The organism is Microbacterium sp. ZW3a (genome assembly GCF_057167165.1).
Window position 1 is genome coordinate 3150238 of the sequence record NZ_CM169903.1, and the last position, 18941, is coordinate 3169178.

General features: G+C 63.1%; 18 protein-coding genes and 1 pseudogene. 4 read left to right on the forward strand and 15 right to left on the reverse strand.

The genetic code is table 11. From position 1 onward, the window contains the following. Positions 1-128: 128 nt before the first annotated feature. The 8 genes from ACU6WY_RS14680 to ACU6WY_RS14715 form a co-directional block, all read right to left on the reverse strand. On the reverse strand, positions 129-1037 hold the full coding sequence (locus ACU6WY_RS14680; protein ID WP_483820378.1) for a DUF5655 domain-containing protein: 909 nt from the start codon (positions 1035-1037) through the stop codon (positions 129-131). Next, positions 1030-4137 (reverse strand): type I restriction endonuclease subunit R, encoded by a 3108-nt coding sequence (locus ACU6WY_RS14685; protein ID WP_483820379.1) that lies wholly within the window; start codon positions 4135-4137, stop codon positions 1030-1032. The genes ACU6WY_RS14680 and ACU6WY_RS14685 overlap by 8 nt, the downstream gene beginning before the upstream one ends. Further along, positions 4134-5168, reverse strand: coding sequence for a restriction endonuclease subunit S (locus ACU6WY_RS14690; RefSeq protein WP_483820380.1), 1035 nt, complete (start codon positions 5166-5168; stop codon positions 4134-4136). Before ACU6WY_RS14690 ends, ACU6WY_RS14685 begins: the two co-directional genes overlap by 4 nt. A 188-nt stretch (positions 5169-5356) precedes the next feature. Then, positions 5357-7306, reverse strand: a complete 1950-nt coding sequence (locus ACU6WY_RS14695) for a type I restriction-modification system subunit M (protein ID WP_483820381.1) — start codon at positions 7304-7306, stop codon at positions 5357-5359. A gap of 306 nt (positions 7307-7612) precedes the next feature. Continuing rightward, positions 7613-8398, reverse strand: a complete 786-nt coding sequence (locus tag ACU6WY_RS14700) for a hypothetical protein (protein ID WP_483820382.1) — start codon at positions 8396-8398, stop codon at positions 7613-7615. A 61-nt stretch (positions 8399-8459) separates the two neighbouring features. Beyond that, complete coding sequence (locus tag ACU6WY_RS14705) at positions 8460-9119, reverse strand: hypothetical protein (RefSeq protein ID WP_483820383.1); 660 nt, start codon at positions 9117-9119, stop codon at positions 8460-8462. Positions 9120-9428: 309 nt separating this feature from the next. Beyond that, positions 9429-9635, reverse strand: coding sequence for a hypothetical protein (locus tag ACU6WY_RS14710; RefSeq protein ID WP_483820384.1), 207 nt, complete (start codon positions 9633-9635; stop codon positions 9429-9431). Positions 9636-9821: 186 nt separating this feature from the next. After that, a complete protein-coding gene (locus ACU6WY_RS14715) occupies positions 9822-10220 on the reverse strand; it encodes a MarR family winged helix-turn-helix transcriptional regulator (RefSeq protein WP_483820385.1) in 399 nt (132 codons plus the stop codon). 104 nt (positions 10221-10324) lie between these two features. Between ACU6WY_RS14715 and ACU6WY_RS14720 the strand changes: the two genes are divergently transcribed. Together ACU6WY_RS14720 and ACU6WY_RS14725 are read left to right on the forward strand one after the other, a co-directional pair. Continuing rightward, entirely contained in the window at positions 10325-10738 is a 414-nt protein-coding gene (locus ACU6WY_RS14720) for a hypothetical protein (RefSeq protein ID WP_483820386.1), read from the forward strand. Positions 10739-10789: 51 nt separating this feature from the next. Next, positions 10790-11368 (forward strand): DinB family protein, encoded by a 579-nt coding sequence (locus ACU6WY_RS14725; protein ID WP_483820387.1) that lies wholly within the window; start codon positions 10790-10792, stop codon positions 11366-11368. A gap of 92 nt (positions 11369-11460) precedes the next feature. Here ACU6WY_RS14725 and ACU6WY_RS14730 read toward each other — a convergent pair whose 3' ends face one another. From ACU6WY_RS14730 to ACU6WY_RS14755, 6 genes and pseudogenes are all read right to left on the reverse strand, one after another. Beyond that, on the reverse strand, positions 11461-12543 hold the full coding sequence (locus tag ACU6WY_RS14730) for a hypothetical protein (protein ID WP_483820388.1): 1083 nt from the start codon (positions 12541-12543) through the stop codon (positions 11461-11463). Then, positions 12531-13142 carry an ATP-binding cassette domain-containing protein gene (locus tag ACU6WY_RS14735; RefSeq protein ID WP_483820389.1) on the reverse strand — a complete coding sequence of 204 codons (612 nt, stop codon included), beginning with the start codon at positions 13140-13142 and terminating at the stop codon, positions 12531-12533. The genes ACU6WY_RS14730 and ACU6WY_RS14735 overlap by 13 nt, the downstream gene beginning before the upstream one ends. A gap of 17 nt (positions 13143-13159) precedes the next feature. Continuing rightward, entirely contained in the window at positions 13160-14158 is a 999-nt protein-coding gene (locus ACU6WY_RS14740) for a peptidoglycan-binding domain-containing protein (RefSeq protein WP_483820390.1), read from the reverse strand. Between the two features lie 43 nt (positions 14159-14201). Continuing rightward, entirely contained in the window at positions 14202-14831 is a 630-nt protein-coding gene (locus ACU6WY_RS14745) for a hypothetical protein (protein ID WP_483820391.1), read from the reverse strand. A gap of 62 nt (positions 14832-14893) precedes the next feature. After that, positions 14894-15217 carry a hypothetical protein gene (locus tag ACU6WY_RS14750; protein WP_483820392.1) on the reverse strand — a complete coding sequence of 108 codons (324 nt, stop codon included), beginning with the start codon at positions 15215-15217 and terminating at the stop codon, positions 14894-14896. A 374-nt stretch (positions 15218-15591) separates the two neighbouring features. Then, a pseudogene (locus ACU6WY_RS14755) lies at positions 15592-15693 on the reverse strand (DnaB-like helicase C-terminal domain-containing protein); the annotation flags it as partial. Between the two features lie 151 nt (positions 15694-15844). On the opposite strand from ACU6WY_RS14755, the gene ACU6WY_RS14760 reads away from it, so the two are divergent. Together ACU6WY_RS14760 and ACU6WY_RS14765 are read left to right on the forward strand one after the other, a co-directional pair. Then, positions 15845-16687 (forward strand): formate/nitrite transporter family protein, encoded by an 843-nt coding sequence (locus ACU6WY_RS14760; protein ID WP_483820393.1) that lies wholly within the window; start codon positions 15845-15847, stop codon positions 16685-16687. An 81-nt stretch (positions 16688-16768) separates the two neighbouring features. Continuing rightward, positions 16769-16897 (forward strand): hypothetical protein, encoded by a 129-nt coding sequence (locus tag ACU6WY_RS14765; protein ID WP_483820394.1) that lies wholly within the window; start codon positions 16769-16771, stop codon positions 16895-16897. A gap of 420 nt (positions 16898-17317) precedes the next feature. Here ACU6WY_RS14765 and ACU6WY_RS14770 read toward each other — a convergent pair whose 3' ends face one another. Beyond that, entirely contained in the window at positions 17318-18796 is a 1479-nt protein-coding gene (locus ACU6WY_RS14770; RefSeq protein WP_483820395.1) for an ATP-binding protein, read from the reverse strand. Between the last annotated feature and the right edge of the window lie 145 nt (positions 18797-18941).

Below are 18941 nucleotides of genomic sequence, written 5' to 3' on the forward strand. Positions count from 1 at the left end.
CGCGGCCACCGGTGGGTCAACCGTGCAGGAGGCGAGGCCTCCCACGAGCAACGCAGCGAGCACTACCGGAAGAACGCGCGATGACTTCACCTGGGCAGTGTCCCACAGGGGGGAGCGGGAGCCCGCGCTCAGCTGTTGTCGTAACTCGTCTGTATCAGCCGCTGCGCACGATCCAGATCACGCTGGGATGCGAGCCGAAGCTCCAACTCGCCCGTGCCAAAGTGGCCGATATTGCGCACATCCCGGGAGAAGCCCTCTTCGAGTTCGGTCTCGTCTGGGTTGACCTTGAGATAGACGAGGAGGTTCCGGGACTGCGGATGCACTTCGACGCAGGCGAAATTCTTCAGACGTCGGTAGGCGAAGTATTGCTTCGTCGTCTTCTTCGAGACATCATCGCCCAACGCGACCAAGTACGCGTCGAGCTGCTCATAGAGCGCTGTGAGCTCGGGAGAGGCTTGAGCGAGCAGGTCGAGGACAGTTCGGCTGTGCCCGCGAGGCCCCTCCGGCGCGTCGTTCGCGGATTGAGGCTCCACACGCGATGCGTGCACAAGTTCGAGTGCGAAGAGTTCACCGCCGAAGTCCCGATAGGTGACCAGGTCGATTGATCGGTTGATCTGCTCGACCGCATGTTCGTCGTAGCGGGTGTATCCGCTCGCAACGCAGACGAGCCGAGGCGCCCGCCAGTCGATTGCGTCGGCGACCTCGGGCCCAAGCCGTTGCATGACCAGCAACGTGAAGTCGGCTTTGTGATCGAGCAACCAGTTCAGGTAATAGAGCCCCTGGTTGATGACGTTCTCGTTGGTGGCCCTCTTGTACTCGAAGATCACCGGAGAGTTGTTCTCGTCGATACCAAGCGAATCGATGCGGCCACCGTGCCGCTGCCCTGTGGAGAACTCACTCGCCAAGAATCGAGTCGCGAACATCTCCTCCATATTTCGCTCGATGAGCTGCTGAAGCGATCTTTCGAGCGCGACGGTCGTGCTGTGAAGTTCGGTCGCCACCCCCGCGGCAACTCGAAACAGCTTGAGGTCAGCCACGCGCCGCACCCTTGTCTTTCAGGTACTCATAGAGCATCGCCGGCAGCGCCTTGCCCAGCTCGGCAAACAGACCACCGTCTCCAAGCAGATCGTCGATGAACGCGGGCGTCTCTTCGCGCACCTCCACGACAGCCTTCGTGAACGCCTTCGGCAGCGCCGGCGACTCGGCGAACTGCTGGGGCGTGTTCACCTCGGCCTGCCGCGCGAGGTCGTAGTCGAGGGCGAGCTTGCCGACGATGTGGTTCATCGTGATGTCGATCACACCGACGCCGTACTTGTCTCCGAGGCGTTCGTTGAGCTTCTCAATAATCTCTTCGAGCGCGCTGCGGTGCTTCTCGTGAATCGCCCCGGAGCCGATCGCGGTGATCGGGTCGAGCCCGGCCCCCTTCTCCAGGTTCAGCTTCACAGCCTCGCCCGCAGTGATCTTGTGCCCGGCGAGCTGCACCTGGGAGATGTCGACCGGCTCCTCGTAGGTCGCGGTGGACAGCTGCGGAAGGATCCGGCGGAAGAAGTAGTGCCGACGCGGCAGGTCGGTGTCTTCGAGGTTCCGGGCCTGCGAGATGAAGTCGTAGAACTTCACGAACTGGCCCGCATCCGCTTTGAACAGACGCAGCTCGTCTTGCTCGCTCTTGTCACCGTCGAGCACCGCGTTGAGCCAGCGCTTCCCGAAGCGGTTCACCGCCGGCGCGGTCGCCGCCGATACCTTCGAGTTCACGTTCGTCCCACCGGCGAGGGCCGCATCGAACGCCTGCTCCACTTCGCTCATCGTGTAAATCCCCGACGCATCGAGCTTTGTGACGAGGTCGTAGATGAGGTTCGGGTCGGTGAGCGCGGTCAACTCCGCCTTGCGGTAGTAGTCCTTGAACGCATCGAGCACGTCGAGGGGCTCGTTGACGAAGTCGAGAACGAAGGTCTTGTCCTTGCCCGGGTACGTGCGGTTCAGCCGCGACAGAGTCTGCACGGCCTGAACACCGCCGAGCTTCTTGTCCACGTACATTGCGACGAGGCGCGGCTGGTCGAACCCTGTCTGGAACTTCTCCGCCACGATCATCACGTTGAACGTCGACGGCTTGAATGCCTCCGCGAGGTCCGAGGTGTGCAGGCCCGGGTTCTGCGTCTTCTCCGTCAGCCCGTCACCCACGTCGTCGGGGTCGTCGACCGTACCCGAGAACGCCACCAACGACCGGACACCCTGCACGCCGGCATCCGCGATGTAGGCATCGAGGTACTTCTTCCACCGCACCGCCTCCTTACGCGACCCGGTGACGACCATCGCTTTCGCCTTACCGTCGAGCAACGGCTTCGCGTAGGCGGAGAAGTGGTCGACGACAATCTTCGCCTTCTGGCTGATATTCGTTGAGTGCAACCGCACGTACTGCACGAGCGCCTTCACGGCGGTTGACTCGTCGACCTCACCGTGCGCGTCATAGTCGGCACCCGGGTGCTGCAGCTTCCACGCCACCTTGTAGGGGGTGTAGTTCTGCAGCACGTCGAGGATGAATCCCTCCTCGATCGCCTGCTGCATCGAATACAGGTCGAACGGCTCCGGCTTGTCGCCCCCGTCAGGGATGCGACCGAACAGCTCCAGCGTCTTCGCCTTCGGTGTCGCGGTAAATGCGAAATACGAGATGTTGGGGGCGGATGCCGTCACTTCCATCGCCCATTGCAGATAGGCGTCCGAGTCGATCGGTGCACCCTCCGCGATAGCTTCCTGCTCATCGGGGGACAGCACCTTCGTCAGCGCTCCCGCGGTCGACCCGGTCTGCGACGAGTGAGCCTCGTCCGCGATCACCGCGAAGCGGCGCCCTTGCAGCGCGGGCACCGTCTGAATCGACTCGATCAGCGCCTCGAACGACTGGATCGTGACGATCACGATGTTCTTCCCACCGGTCAGCGCCGCCGCGAGTTGCTTCGACTTCGACTCACCCGACTCGCGCGTGATCGACTGCACCACGCCGGCCTGCTTCTCGAACTGGCTGATCGCATCCTGCAGCTGCTTGTCGAGCACTGTCCGATCGGTCACGACGACCACCGTGTCGAACACCCGGACGTTATCCGCGTCGTGCAGCTGCGACAGTCGGTGAGCGAGCCACGAAATCGAGTTCGTCTTGCCCGAGCCCGCTGAATGCTGCACCAGATAACGGTTGCCCGGCCCTTCCCCACGCGCGGCCTCCGCGAGCCGAGTAACGGCACGCCATTGGTGGTAGCGCGGGAAAAGCACCTTCTCGTGGCGGGTCTTCGCTCCCGTGTCGGGGTCGACGTCGACCTCGACCTGCAGGTGCACAAACGACCCCAGAAGCTGCAGCCACGTGTCTCGCTGCAGGATCTCTTCCCAGAAATAGGAGGATGCCGACCCGTTCGCGTTTGACGGGTTTCCCGCTCCCTCGTCATGACCCTTGTTGAACGGAAGAAATCGGGTCTTCTCGCGAGCAAGCTTTGTCGTCATCCGCACCTCGGAGTTGGACACCACGAAGTGCACGAGCGATCGCTTCGCGAACGCGAACAGCGGCTCGCTCGCCGGGTTGCGGTCGAACTGATACTGCGCGACGGCGTTGCCGATCGGCTGCGTGAAATCGGTCTTCAGCTCGATCGTCGCTACCGGGATGCCGTTGACGAACAGCACCAGGTCGAGGGCCTTGTTCGGGTTCTTCGCCGAGTAATGCACCTGACGCATGACCCGGACCCGCATCTTCGCGTACGCCTCCAGCGTGTCGGGATTGTTCGTCGTTGCCGGCCGGAACTGCGCGAGTGCGAACTTCACGGCGCCGCCGTGAAGGGGCACCATCGAGAACCCCTCGTGGAGGATCCGGATCGTCCCACCGTTCTTCAGTGGATCGTTGTCGAGCGCCTTCGCCAGACGGTTCAGGATGCTGCGCTCCGCCGTGTCCCGCTGAGCCTCGGTGTCATTGGGGCGAACGACCTTCGCGAACTCCGTCGGTTGCGAGTCCTTCAGCCACCCGAGGACGTCTTCGGGGAAGAGCGCGAGCGGGCGGTCATACCCGTCGTCAGCCGGTGAGTACTCCCACTCGTTTGCCGCAAGGTGCTCGGCGATCTCGCTCTCCAGCACCGATTCCAGATGTGCCCCCGCAACTCCGGTCACATTGCCACCCCCACGTCGATCTTGCCTGTTACGGCGGCCGAAATCAGCGCGGCACGACGTTCGCGAGCGAGTTCGACGGTCCGGTTCGCCACATCGATGGCCCTGTCGATCCTGGTAACGGCCTCAGCAACCTCACCTGAGATTCTCTGCTGGTCAGCGATCGACGGATACGGAATGGGAGTCTCACCCAACGTCCCCAGATTGAGCCGGCGGAACGTCGCACCGAGGATCTCGTTCTTCCAGAAGTCGTCTGCGATTCGCGAACTAAGCACCCATACCAGGTAGTGCACGTTGATCTTCTCGGGCATTGTCGCCACACGGACAGTGTCCTGGGTGAGATTTGCGCCCGCCAGATCGTTAGAAAGCAGTCCTACTCGGCCGAAAGCTGGACCGATCGACACGACAATATCGCCGCCCTCGAGAACTGAGCGTCCGTACGCGGCAGCGATCTCAGGAGTCGTGCGCCGAAGCGATTCGAGAGCGGGCGAGGCACCCTCACCGGGGAGATCCGACGGTCCGATATACGGAATGCCGTTCTTGACGGGCTCCCCGCACTGCAGGATTCCATAGGTCAACGGCCGCTTCGACGACACCAATCGCTTGAGCGGAATGGTCTCGTGCTCTCCGATGAGATCAACGATCGATGACGCGCGGCGTTCGGTGAGGAGGGAGATGAGTTCCTCGTTCTTCGCGATGAACGCGTCGATCTGCGCCGTCTCCCGATCCAGATAGTCCGCAATCGCCCGCTGCACATCGATGCTCGGCTGAGCAACGCGATACCGAGCGGCGTAGGACTCAGGAACGCGCCTGAGTCCACCCGCCCCGCTCATGTGCGCCTCTCCGGGCGCGCGGAACTCCTCGGACTGCAGAATCCACGCGAGGTACCGGGAGTCGAGTTGGCAGGACGGGCGCATGACAGTGATCTCGGTGGTCGCAAATGCATGACCCCCGGGGAGACCTGCAGCTCGGAACCCCTTGCCATTCTCGAAACATGGCGTGACTTTGGCGTAGGCGACGTCGCCATCCGCCACGAACGAGTATCCCTGTGAGAGCTCAAGCGTGGGCCGCATTCGGGAGGAGTCAACGGCGCCGAACTCCGAAATAGCCTCCATGGGCAGGTAGCAAGACTCCCCGCTCTCCGTCGCCGTCGGGCGAGGATTGAACCGGACCAGGTACCGCAAAGGGACCTGTGGTGCTGCGAGAAGTTGGGCCTGGATACTCAACGTTCCACCTCAGCGAGCATTGAGCGGAGTTGGTCCATGACAGCGTAGAGGTCGCGGTCGATCTCTTCGAGCGGGCGGGGTGGGCTGTATTTGTAAAAGTGGCGGGTGAAGGGGATTTCCGCACCCTCCTTGGTCTTTGAGTGGTCGACCCACGCGTCAGGCGCGTACGGGAGAACTTCGCGGGCGACGTAGGCGTCGGTGTCCTCGTCCCAGGGCACGTTCTCGGTGTCGCGGAGCGAGGCGTCCGGCTCCGGGTTGCCTTTCGGGTCGGTACAGATGTCGGCGGTGTCGTCCTGCTCACCGAGCTCGGTAGTCACAGTCTTTAGCAGCGGTGCGGGCAGGGCGAAGCCTTCTGCTTTCGCGACATCCTTCAGCACCTTCTGGAACTCGGTGCGGTTCTTCCATACCGTTTCGGTACCGAGGCAGTCGAGGGCGGCACGGAAGGCTGCGGCATCCGTCTCGTTCAGCTTCTGAACCGCCTTCGCCTCGAAGACTGCGTCGATGCGTACGGAGGTGGCATGCCAGTTGAGTTTGAGGGGGCGTTCGACGGTGATGGTGCGGTAGAGGAAGTCCTCGTTGCGGAAGATCTTGGAGTGCTCGCCGTCCTCGAATCCGGCGTACAGGCCGACGATGGTCTCGATGTTGGTCGCGGAGAGTTCGTTGCGCTTGGAGCCGAGGCCCTTGCGGAGCTTGGTGAACATCTCGCGGCCGTCGATCAGCTGGACGAGCCCCTTTCGGGCGGCATCCTTGCGATTGGTAAGCACCCAGATGTACGTGGAGATGCCGGTGTTGTAGAACATGTCCTTGGGCAGGCCAACGATTGCCTCGACGAGGTCGTTGTTGAGCAGCCATTTGCGGATGTTCGATTCGCCGCCGCCTGCACCACCGGAGAACAGGGGCGAACCGTTCAGCACGATCGCCATGCGCGAGCCGCCGTCCTCAGGCTTGCGCATCTTCGACACCAGGTGCAGCAAGAACAGCATCGCGCCATCACTGACCGAGGGTGTGCCCGGTCCGAAGCGACCGTTGAAGCCGAGCTTGGAGTGCTCGTCGTCGACGAATGAGCGCTGGTCTTTCCAGTCGACGCCGAACGGCGGGTTGGAGAGCCCGTAGTCGAATTTCTTGTCGTCGAAAGCGTCTTCGGTGAGGGTGTCGCCGAGAGCGATGTTGTCGACATCCTGGCCCTTGATGACCATGTCGGCCTTGCAGATGGCGTACGACTGGTCGTTGTAGTCCTGGCCGTACAGGCTGAGCTGAATGCCCGGGTTCATCTTCCGCAGGTACTCGTCCGCGACCGACAGCATGCCGCCGGTGCCCGCGGTCGGGTCGTAGATGGATCTCACTACGCCGGACTTCGACAGCCCGTGGTCGTCGAGCGCGAACAGCAACTCGACCATCAACGTGATGACCTCACGCGGGGTGTAGTGGTCGCCGGCGGTTTCGTTCGAGCGCTCGTTCGCCCACCGGATGAGCTCCTCGAACACGAGGCCCATCTCGATATTGCTCACTGTTCGCGGATGGAAGTCAGCCTGGGCGAACTTCTCCGTCACAGCGAACAGCTTGTTCTTCTCGGCCAGCTTGTTGAGTGTCTTGTCGAACTCGAACCGCTCGAAGATGTCGCGCACGTTCGGAGAGAAGCCCGCGAGGTACGACGACAAGTTCGCTCGGAGGTCCTGCGGGTCGGCGACGAGCTTCGCGAAGTCGAACGGCGACGTGTTGTAGAACTGGTGGGCCGCCGCATCCGTCAGCTTCATGTGCCGCAACACATCTGGGGCGTGATCGACGGTCGGAGCGACCTTCAGGACCTGAGCTTTGGTGTCCGCCAGAACTGCGTCGAGCCGCCGAAGCACCGTGAACGGGAGGACGACCGAGCCGTACTCAGACGGCTTGAACGGACCGCGCAGAGACTCGGCGATGTTCCAGATGAAGTTGACATGGTTGACCACAGGTAGGCACTCCGAAGGTCGAGCAGCGAGCAGGCGGCGTCAGCGCCGCGATGACTTCCATACTCGCTCATCAACGCTGGTGCGCTGCGGAGGCTCTCAAGACCGCGCCGAGCAAGAGGCTCGTCGTGCCGACACTTCATCGGCTATGGAATGCAGCGCCGCAGAGGCTTAACGACGAAGCGCAGTGCGGTCTGGACGCGGCAGAGCATAGAACCGAGTTCGGCAAATTCTGCCTGCGCGGTGCACGTTAAGTCGCTGGAAGTCGGCCTGAGTAGCTGCTCTTCGGTTTGGCAGAACGTCGCCAAACTAAAAGGTGATCTCCGTTGTGATGTCAATGTTCGAGACTGTATTCACGGCCCTGTTGAACGACGCCGACCCATCACCAGACTTGGGCACGTTAATAGCGAGGTTCAGAGCGCTCCGCAGGTTGGCAGACGATTCGCGAGTCCCGCTGAGCGTCATTTTGTAGCTAGTGATGGGGTTTCTACCGGTTCGAAGTTCGATTAAGTAACGCAATTGTTGGTCGCTCATGAGATTTCGCACGCGAAGGGACTCGATCGCCGAGTCGAGGTCGGGCGCCGAGCCGTCGAAGGCCATCTCACCACGTAGCCTCTTGGCAATCTTTTGCGTCACATCCCGCGCTACGTGGGCGTCCGCCTTCGCCAATGGCACCTTCGCCCGCGCACCGGCGCTGAAGGATGCATCCGTGTTGTCGACCTGTGCGTCTACGAAAATGACCTTGGTCGCGCCGAGGTGCTTGGCAACATTGGCGAGCGCATGGTATTTGGCGAGGGCGAATGCCTCTACGGCAACATCGGCGGGTTCGTATGTGTCCGGCGTGTATGGGTTCTTTACGAGGAGCAAATCCGGTGAGAGTTGGCCCGCTGCCAGAAGAAGTCGCCGTAGCGCGCCCACTTCCGCGACGTTCACCTCGGGCTTGCCAGAGTATGGAATAACCATCGCATCGAGATCTTCAAGAAGAGCCACCGAATCGGGGCTTTCGGAAAGTTCCCGGTAAAGGCGTCCGTCTACAACCAGTACCGACCGCGGCAACGACCCCGCCCCAGATTCATCAGTCACGACTTCGTCCAATCACTGAGGTTTGAAAAGCGCTGGCTGCTTACAGAAATGTCGAACCTGGCAACCATGGATGTCAGAGGCTACTCGATATGCGCTTGACCAGCTTCTTGGCATCCTTCGCTGCCAGCAGACTGCCGACGACCAGACCAGCGTTGTGGAGCTTGACCATGCCGAGTTTGATTGGAGCCGCTGATCTCACGGTGTCGACTAGTCCAGCAAAATCGTCCTCGAACTGAGGAGACAGCTCAGCGAACGTACCGATCAAGATGACCTTCGGCCGCACAGATTTGCCTTGATCCATCCACGCCTTGAATCGGTCGAGGTGCTCCTTCACTCCCTCAAGCGTGTCCGCATCGTCCGCCGCCACCAGGTCGGCGCGAAAGACGTACCAGACATAGTCTGCGCTCAAGAACGCGTCCTTCCACTGCTTATATGAAAAGTCGACGTCGCTCGCGGCTAGATCACGGGGCACGTCAAAATTTACCGCCTTTCCGCGTACGTCCATCTGAAATGACCCTGCCCACGAGTGGTCCAGTTCAGTAAGGGCGTTATCAGGAGATGATGCGTCCCGAAGCGTTCGAAGCAATGTTGTCTTGCCAACATTCGCGCCGCCGAGGATGGCGACTCGTCGGTTCTCAAGCTTCCTCGCGATCCGGGGGATGACTACAGCGATTCCGCCTCCAACCGCTGCCGCCGCAGCGACGATGGGAATGAAGATGAGGGGAAACGGCACGATGCGCACCTTCTCGTCGAGTCGTAGAGGATCATCGGTGACCGCAGCAGCGGACGCCTCCGAGCGTAGCCACGTCCGGTACGAGCTGAGGCCACGGCCGTCTTAGCGACCTGGTGCGCCCCCCGATGGTGACTCCCAGCGTCTAGGTTGGCGCCGTGAGGCCAGCTCAGGATCGTCTTCTAATAAGGGAGTTCTGCCAGCTTCGGCTAAGTCAGCTCGAACCGAACGGCGGCGTTGACCTAGAGAATCGCGCGAGAAGCCCGGACCGACCGGCACCGAAGGCGCGCGTGCCCTTCAAGAGGGGCCCGATCAGACTCCGCCACCGCTGATTCGAGTCCAGGCCGCTTTGCCCTCGGCTCGGCGAGACGCCTCGTACGGGCTCAATTCCGTGTCGTCGCCAACGCGGAGAAGGTCATCGCGCGTGGTCCGCCGCGTCTTGCGCCAATGAATGAAACTCCACACGAGAACCACCGCGCCGAGCAGCAACGTGACTGCCAACACGATGAGGTATTCCATGTCGCCAGGGTACGTGCCCGGCGTATGGGCCCGGGCCGCCTCGGATAACTTCCCCGGAGCCATGTTCGCGAGCCGCAATTATGTCCCTGAAACGCGACGGTAGCGCAGCGGTTGAGTCACGGCATTCATCCCCGTCGTCGTGGGTGGGGAGTGTTCGAGCCCCGCCGTCCGCGCGAGTGAGGCGATTCAGGCCCGGGCGACACGCTCGAGAAGGGAGAGGAGTGTGGTGCGTTCTTTCTCGGTCAGGTCGCTGAACACGGTGTCTTGAACCTCCCCCATGATTGCGGCCAGGCGATCGGCTGCCTGCTGGCCCTCGGGGGTGAGGGAGACCAGCTGGCGGCGTCCGTGACTGACGTCTTTGACGCGCTGGACGAGGCCGCGGGCTTCGAGGCCGCGAACCGTGTGGGTGACATCGCGAGGGTCGAGCGCCGCGGCCGTACCGAGATCGGTCTGGCTCAGCTGCTCGGCCGCGGCGAGCGCCGTTACACAGCGGTACTCGTAACCGTTGACGCCCGCCTGTGCGAGCAGCGACTGGAGCACCTGGTGCGACCGAGTCGCGGCCGCACTCAGAATCCACGTGGGCAAGGAGGTGAGGTCAGAGGACACAGCATTGCTTTCTGTTGGTGGCACCAATACAGTCTTGGTGCCGCCAACACAGTCTTGGTGATACCAACATCTTAGGAGGACCCATGGCATCTGCACGCCCCCTGCCGACGGTGATCGGCCCGACCGAAAATGCACTGCGGGCGATGCTGACGCGGGTCTTGTCGTCAACTCGGATTCCGGGCTATCCGGCCTGGGTCGTACTCAACGCCGCGAGCGCTGCGGGCTCCGACCCGCACTGGCGACAGAGAGTCGCGGACGGACTCCGAACCGACCTGCGAGAGGTCGATGAGGTGCTTGGCCACCTTCGCTCCGCAGGGCTGGTCGATGACGCGGGCACCCTGACGGCGAGCGGAACCGCGGAGCTCACGACCGCGCGCGTGGCGGTCACAGGAACAACGGTCCGTCTCGTCGAGGGGATCGATGAGACGGAGCAGGAGACGACCCGCCGGGTACTCGACGCCATGCGAACGAAGGCGGAAGAGCTTCTGGAGGCGTAACCCCGGTACGGGGCCTGGTCTGTGTCGGCGGCCGGGAGTACCGTCGGCGCCATGACACCGGACGAACTCTTCCTCCACGCCGACGCCGCGCTGCGCGACGTCATCGATCGGATCGACCCCGCCGACTTCTCCGCCCCCGTGCCGAAGGAGTGGAGTCAGCTCGAATCGCCCACGCTGCGCGGCATCCTGGGGAGCCACGCGTACGACGAAGCGTGGATCCCCGATGTGATCGCCGGTCGCGCGGCCGCTGACGGCGACCCGTTCGCCGGCACCGACCTCCTGGGCGACGACCCGATCGCCGCCTACGACGCTCTCAACGACGCGGCGGGGGCCGCCGTGCGAACGGGCGATTTCGCCGAGACGTTCCGATTCACCTACGGCGACTACCCGGCATCGGAAGGCTTCGCGCACATGGCGACCTACCGCGCGTTCCAGGCGTACTCGATCGCGAAGCACTTCGGCATCCCGTTCCACCTCTCCCCCGAGCTGATCGCCGGGCTGAACGAGCACGTCGTGCCGAACGCCGACGAGTGGCGGCAGTGGGGCGTGTTTCCTCCCGCGATCGAGCCGCCGGCCGATGCGGATGAGGAGACGCGGCTGCTCTGCGCGGTGGGGTACTGGGTGCCGTGAGCGACAGCCGACCGCTTAAGCGGCGGTAATCCCGCTACGGCCATGTTGGCGAATCGGAAGAAGTAGCCCCGGGCGAGAACGAGTGCTCCGGCTCACGTGCGGCGCTTGAAGGTCCGGAAGAGTTGCTCCTCGGACTGGAAGGCGATCGGGGCGACGGCTCCGAGTACGCCTCCGAGCATCGCGAGCAGGATCGTGCACACGTAGGCAGGGAGCAGTTGCTCTGTCGCCTCAGGGAGAAGCATCCGCAACATCCAGGCCACGATCGCCGTGGCCGCGACGGTGACGACGACGAGTCCAATGAGCACCTCGAGCAGCGTCACCACCACGAGATCGAAACGGTTCGCACCCGCGTGCAGGTTGCTGGACATCTCAAGTCTCCTGCGGACGGTTCCCGCGGCGGCCACGACGGCGGTCACCGCCGTGACCGCCACCAACGCGTACTTACTCGGCCTGTCCCTGAACTCGCGGTAGCCGTCGACGCCGACGCGCACATCGGGGTTGAAAGCAAATATCTGAACGTCAGCGGTCAGCACAGCGTCTGACGAAACCGCCGTGTGAAGGAAGCCGTCGTAGGCAGAACCGGCGGCTGGCCAGATCTCGGCCCAACACTCCGACGCGGACTCCATCGCCGCGATATCAACGAACGCGTTGGCCAAGCGCGGATCGCGCCCGTCTGTCTCGTCATAGTCGAAGGTGCCCAGTAGCTCGACTCGTCCCACGTCGGTCGCGACGACGGATCCTGGTTGCAACCCCCACTTGGCGGCAAGGTCGGATGCGAGGTAGAAGCCGGGACGATCAACAACGTCGAGGTCGAAAATCTCGGCAACTCCGGGTGACAGCGAGTAGCGAGGAACCTTCAAGCCCGGCATGGCGTCCATGACCACGGGACTCCGCTCCTCTACCGCCCCAGAACCAGCGACACCGTCCATGCCGGCAAGTCGCTCGCACGCCGCGGGGTCGACCGAATCCGCCGCTGCCAGAACGCGCACGGCACCGCCGGACGCGCGAAACGCGTCAACCTTGGAAGCGATGAGCAACACGCTCAGCAGATCGAACAGAATCGCCGACATCACGACCGCGAAGACGACGGCGACCAGGACTCCCGCTCGTGCGGTACCTGTCCTGACATTCTCAAGCGCCTCCGCGGCCTGAAATGAAGCCTTCATGCGGACCAACTCGGGTTCCGCTCACGAACTCCTTCGAGAGCCAGCCGGTACTCGCACGCGCTCATCGTTTGTGCGTCGTGAGTCGCAACGATCACGATCGCTCCCCGCGCTGCCAGGTTGCCAAGGACGGCGTTGACGACGTTTGCCGCTGCCCTGTCGAGTTGCGCGGTAGGTTCGTCGACCAAAAGCAGATCCGCCTTGGTAGCGACGGCGCGGGCGAGCATGAGGCGCTGAGCTTCCCCACCGGAAAGGCTGGAAAACGGGCGCGCCGCCACGTCGACGAGGCCGAACATACCCAACACGCGCTTCGCTTCGTCGAACGCGTCCGCTCGGGAGCAGCCAGCAGCAGCGAGGGGGTAGATGACGTGATCGATGGCCGTGCGATGCGGTTGACCATGCGGGTTCTGAAAGATCCACGCCGTCTTCTTCACCCCGGTGGCGTCCACGGAACCCGACGACGGCCGTTCCCACCCGGCGATAAGCCCAAGAAGCGTCGACTTGCCCGCACCTGACGGCCCCGTGATCGCCCACGATTGACCGCCGCGCATATCCGCTTCCAGCCCCTGGAAGAGGGCAGGGTGACCATCGTAGGCATACCCGACATCCACGAGTCGGATCCTTGCCGTCACGGCTCACACCCCGTACCCGCGAGAGAAGAGTTCAGCAGAACCTCGCTCGGAGCCGTATCGCCTGAAAACTGGACCAGTGTCGCGCCCATGCCCGTACCAATGATCTGGACTGCAACGGCACCATCGTCGCCTTCGACGCAGGCCGCCGGCCCCGATACATCGAACAGAGCCGCCGGTGGCAACGAGACGACAGACACTGGCGAGACCAGTGAACTTTGAGCTGTCAATGGCGTGGAATCGATTGCCGCGATCGTCGCCGCGAAGGTCGGTGCGGACTCGATCGCATCGACTTCGCGCGGATCATCAATGACGCCGTCTTCATTCATCGTCGCCCCGACGCCGAGGACAGTGACGCGGCGGGGCCCCGGAATGACCGCGATATCGCTAGTCTGCACGGCGCGCAGCCATTTCAGAGCGCCAGACACCGTCGCAAAGAGTTCCCCACTCGCGTAGTACTGTCCGACACTCAGCGGGCACTCGCGCGGGACGGATTGAACGTGCGGAATCCACAGGACCGATGACAGCAGAAGCGCACCGTCCGCAGGGGAGATTCCGTGGTCGCGTTGAAACGCCGCCACGGCGTTTCGCAACTCTCCGTCATAGCGGCCAGTTTCGGTGACGGGGTAGCCCAGACCACCGAGCGCGACGCGAAGCGCATCGGTATCGGTACCGTCCACCCCCCAGGTGATGTCGCGATATAACGGCACGGAACTCGCGAGAGCCACCACCGGCTGATCGTCGATGCGCATGACGATGTCACCGCTGCGGAGAGCCACACCCGCGCTGCAGACCAGGTGCGTCACTTTCCCGCTCGCAGAGGCACTCAGCTCGACAGATGGGGCCAAGTTCACCTCGAGGGGAAGCGTTCTCGGGTCGGCGTATTCGGAGGTGACGACGCGGAACGTCGATGGCCGACTCGCCGGCGCGAGATCTGCGGGCGGCGCAGGTAGGGCCACGAGGGCCAGCAAGGACCCGCATGCCAGCCCGAGCGTCACGACAAATGTGATCAACAGCGACGAAAGGCGCACCCGCGACGAATCACTCCGTCTCGTCAATGTCGTACCCCATCCCCGCCGCATAGAAGCACGACTTCACTCCGAGGTCGTGGACGTCGAACGGGTAGACGTTTCGATGACTCTCTGTGAGAAAGGCGGAGACCTGCTCAAGGGTCACGTCGTCGGCGATCAGCCCGTTCTTCTTCAGGCACGTGTAGGCAACGGTGGCGGCGTCTGCGTACAGATCGGGGTTACCCTGCTGCGTCTCGTAGCCCATGACAACGAAGACTGACGTCTGCTCTTGACACAGCGAATCCGTCGTCATCAACGCGTCAGCATCGTCCACCGAGGCCGGCGGTTGCACGTTGACGACGCCCGTCGGATATCGCGTCTGCCGCATTTGGTATCCAGCGTCAGACATACAGGAGATGTAGAGGTCGAGCGCTTCCTGATACTGAGCCTGTGTTATCCGTCCCGTCTCGATCGCTTCCTGCAGCACGACCTTGTCGTACGCCGTCGCGTCGGGCGCAGCGAGCCACTGCGTGAAAAGATCCTCGAACGAAGACGCCCGCTTCGCGTTCGGGTTCTCCTCTTGCGTCCCCGTGCAAGCGCTGATCGCCAAGCCGGTGAGAGCTAGCGCCGCGACCGCAAGCATCAGCCTCGAAATTCTCACATGCACTCCTCGCACGATAAGTGGGCCCCCATCCGAGACGGATGGGAGCCCACGCTTTCTTCCTAGTCGCAAATGACCGCGTTTCCGCGGAAGATCTTGCCGTCGTGCGTTGTGCTGAATCCGGTCCTGCGAGCGAACGTGTCGCTGGTGCTGTTCGCGCCCCACGCGACGGAATCTCCGAGCTGCGCGTAGGCGCGATACTTCGTGCTGTTTCCGGTCGCCGTCAGCCCCCCGTACGCTTCGAACCAGTTGCTTCCGCAGTTGTAGAAGACGGTCGCAGCGCTCGCGGGCGCGGCTGCTACGACGGCCCCCGTCGTCATCAATGCGAAGGCACCAACGGTTGCAGCGATGCGCGACTTCCAGCCACGTCGAGTGCGAATAGCCATGCTTGCCCCTCAATCTGTTTGGATCACATGCGGCCGGTTCCGACTCCGGGCACGCGAGGGGCACGTTAGTGGTCGGGAGCGTCTTTGGACCTTCGGCGAGGAGCAAGGCCCGCCCGGGTGATGGTGGCGGTAGGTCGGCTCGCAAACCCTTGTCGTCGCGACCGGTGACAGCAACGAGGGCAGCCAAGAGATCCTGATGCCGCGCCACTTGACGTCACCCTTGGCCACGTCCGAAGCGCACGCCAGATGACCGGCACGGCGGAGGCGCTGTCAGCGGATGGGGGTGCGACGACGCCGAGCCCATATCGCCCGCTTCGTCACCCACAAGCAGACCGACGAGGACTGTCAGCGCCGTGGCATCCACGGTCTTCGCGGCGGTGCTTGGCCACAATCAGGTCGGCCTCGCCCGCGCGCGGGCTGTCTTTCTCGTACGCGGGCTCGCGGTGCAGGAGCACCACCATGTCGGCATCCTGCTCCGGCCCTCGAGCCGCCGACGGATGCCGACGACGAGACGCGGCTGCTCTGCGCGGTGGGGGACTGGGTGGCGTAGGCGAGGTTGTCGCGAGCGGGGAGCACTCCGCGTCCCCTAGCGGCCCCACCACGACGTGCGACTGCGAGGATGGCCGGATGAGCCATTCGCGCGAAGCACGTGCAGAGCAACGACGCCAGGACGGCTCCAACGACGAGGCGGTCGAAGAAGAGATCGAGGTCGAGTTCGAGGAGGTCGTTGGCGAGGGCGCGGAGCGGCTGCACCGGACCTTCCGCGCGACCCTCGTCACCGGGTTCCTCGGCGGGGTCGAGGTCGGCATCGGTGTGCTCGTCTACCTCGGCATCCTCCACGAGACGGGCGATCATCTCCTGGCGGGGCTCGGCTTCAGCGTCGGCCTGATCGCGCTCCTCCTCGCACACAGCGAACTCTTCACCGAGAACTTCCTCATGCCGGTCGCCGCGCTCGTGGCCCGCGAGGGCACCGCGATGCAGATGCTGAAGCTCTGGGGCGGCACGCTGCTGTCCAACCTCATCGGCGGCTGGCTGATCATGGCGATCATTGTCGCGGCCTTTCCCGACTGGCATCCCGTACTCGCCGAAACCGCCCAGCACTTCATCGACGCATCCTTCAGCCTCGAGTTCGCGGCTCTGGCGATTCTCGGTGGTGCCGTCATCACGCTCATGACGAGGATGCAGGCCGGCACCGAATCCGAGCCCGCGCAGATCGTGGCGGCCGTCGTTGGCGGATTCATCCTCGCGGGCTTCCAGCTCTTCCACTCGATCCTGGATTCGCTGTTCGCCTTCGGCGCGATCATCAGCGGCGCACCCATCACCTACCTCGACTGGCTGCTGTGGTTCCTGCCCGTTCTGGGCCTGAACCTCGCGGGCGGGCTCCTGCTCGTCACCCTGCTGCGCATCGTGCGGACGGGCGAGCTGTTCAAGCTCCGACGTCGCAGGAATGAAGGGCGCAACAACGGTTAGGTAGGAGCGGAGCCAGATCGAGTGGCCGACGCTACCCGGCATCATGGACGGCACGCCGACGACAAAGCGTAGGTCCCCGATGTGCTCGCCGGTCGCGCGGCCGCCGCGCGAACACGCAATTTCGCGGAGACGTTCCGGTTCACCTACGGCGACAACCTCGCCGCCGAAGGGTTCGCGCGCCTCGCCGTGTATCGCGCGTTCCAGGTGTGATCGATCGTGAACCGCTTCGGCATGCCGCTCCATCTCTCCCCCGAGGTAATCGCCGGGCTGAACGCGCACATCGTGCCCCGCGTGGATGGATAGCGGCAGTGGGGCGTGTTTCCTTCGGCGATCGAGCCACCGGCAGGGGCCGATGACGACTACATGCCAGGCGCCATGTCTGCGAACCGGGAGCAGTGCCCCTGGAACACGACGGTAACCGTGCCCGCTACGGCGCTTCGCAACGATCAGGCCGGCCTCACCGGCAGGAGGGCTGACACCTGCACGCACCTCGCTGTACTGGGCGCGACAGTCAAACATGGGTCAAACAAATCGAGCGGATCTGCTCCAGAAAAACCCCAGGTCAAAGGCCATTCCAATATTCGCGTCATCAAAGGGGGGACCGACGCACCGGAACCGATCAAACAAGAGTCATCCATCTGCGTCATCCTGCGCCCAGAAGGGCAGGTACCGTCTGCTCTTAGCCCCGACATCCGGGTCTTCGATGACCAGCAGCCCGGCAGCCAGAGCGTCGCGGAGAACCCTCGAGATCTGGGCACTGTTTGCGTCCGGGATGCGGAACCGCTCGCGCGCCGAAGAATTTGTCGTGGGCTCGCCGGAGGCGTAGCGGAGTTGCGCGTGCAGGTAGATCGCATCAACGCGCTCGTCCCGCGTCATCTCTGCAAAGCTCCTTGGGCCGAAGACGGTCACCTTCGTGTGTCGCGCATCGACACTGATCTTCGGTGCTGGCAGCTGGTGCAACTCGACCTCAGTAGCGATCTTCTCCCAGCCCGAACCACGCTCCTCCGATATGCCCGCTCGAGTCATGAACGAGGCGAGCGCTTCGTTCCGCGACGGTGGCCGCCCACCGAGAAACCGACGAACGTTGATGAGTGGTTCGCCGGGGTTTGTGAACTCAATCCGGTTCGGGAAGATCTCGATCATCGGACCACTGCCAGTGACAGTCAGATCTTGGTGGATAAGCATGTTGACAACGAGCTCCCGGATCACGAGGTCGGGATACCTCGATACCTCCTGCCGAAGCCCGCCGACCGTCACTTCCTCACGCGGGAGCAACGCCGACATGTAATCCATGAGCCCTTCAAACCCTGCCGCGTAGCCCCGTTGACCGTCCTGACTGCGCGCAGCCGCGGCTCGGGACGGCGTCTTGTACTCGGTCAAGCGCGTAGCCTTTCGGGCCACCGCGGGAAATCTTCCAAGGTCGCGCGCGAACAGCAGCGACCCGAGATTGGTGATCGAGGTTCCCGCTTCAGACCGGACCAAGAATCCTTCAGCGGCGAGCTGGTCTGCTATGCCGCGGCGCGTTTCCGGCAATGGGAGCCTGAGCAGATCGAAGTAGGCACCGTGAGCAAGTAGTTCGATGGCCTCCTCGTCACTCAGCCCGGATTTGGCCGATCCCGTCTCAAAGGTGGTCTCTCGAAACGCTTCCCACAATCGCGCCTCGTGCTCTGGATATTCACGGAGCTTCTTCTTGTAGCTTCCAATCCGTATGTACCGCTCAGCGCGGAAAGCAACCGGGCGGGACCGTGCTGCATCGATCTCCAGAATGATCGCGGCAACGCCGCCGCCGGTGTCGATACGCCGGAACTGGAAGTAGACCTGAGGATCGAGCCCTCGCGCTAGCCACGGAATGAGATCTTCGCCGCCAGAACCCTTCGAGGACCACGGGTCAAAACTCGAGCCGACCACAGCATGATCTGAATCACGAACACCCCAGACCATGTAGGCGTGGGTGCGATGAGCCAGAACTGCCGCGTTGGCGAGAGCGGAGATGTACTCCCCGACCTCGTAGGGCTCAACCTTGTTCTCCTTGAACTCAAGCCAAGGCGCCTCAACCGGAGCCGCACACAACTTCGCAAGGAGACTCTGGTCCGCCGTCAGTCCCGGCATCGGATCACCTACCTGAAGATTTCAGCGAGCACGACGCAAGTTTGTAGGTTCCCGCTCGAGATGGCGGATAACCCCAGGGATTCCACGCTAGTTGGCGGTGGTCCCGGACTCAGGATTCCACGGGAAATGGCGGATTCCTACACCG

Bases quoted from the DNA above. Each gene is read 5' to 3' on its own strand.
- ACU6WY_RS14710 (WP_483820384.1), bottom strand. From the start codon at position 9,635: ATGGAATACCTCATCGTGTTGGCAGTCACGTTGCTGCTCGGCGCGGTG.
- ACU6WY_RS14720 (WP_483820386.1), top strand. From the start codon at position 10,325: ATGGCATCTGCACGCCCCCTGCCGACGGTGATCGGCCCGACCGAAAAT.
- ACU6WY_RS14725 (WP_483820387.1), top strand. From the start codon at position 10,790: ATGACACCGGACGAACTCTTCCTCCACGCCGACGCCGCGCTGCGCGAC.
- ACU6WY_RS14750 (WP_483820392.1), bottom strand. From the start codon at position 15,217: ATGGCTATTCGCACTCGACGTGGCTGGAAGTCGCGCATCGCTGCAACC.
- ACU6WY_RS14760 (WP_483820393.1), top strand. From the start codon at position 15,845: ATGAGCCATTCGCGCGAAGCACGTGCAGAGCAACGACGCCAGGACGGC.
- ACU6WY_RS14770 (WP_483820395.1), bottom strand. From the start codon at position 18,796: ATGCCGGGACTGACGGCGGACCAGAGTCTCCTTGCGAAGTTGTGTGCG.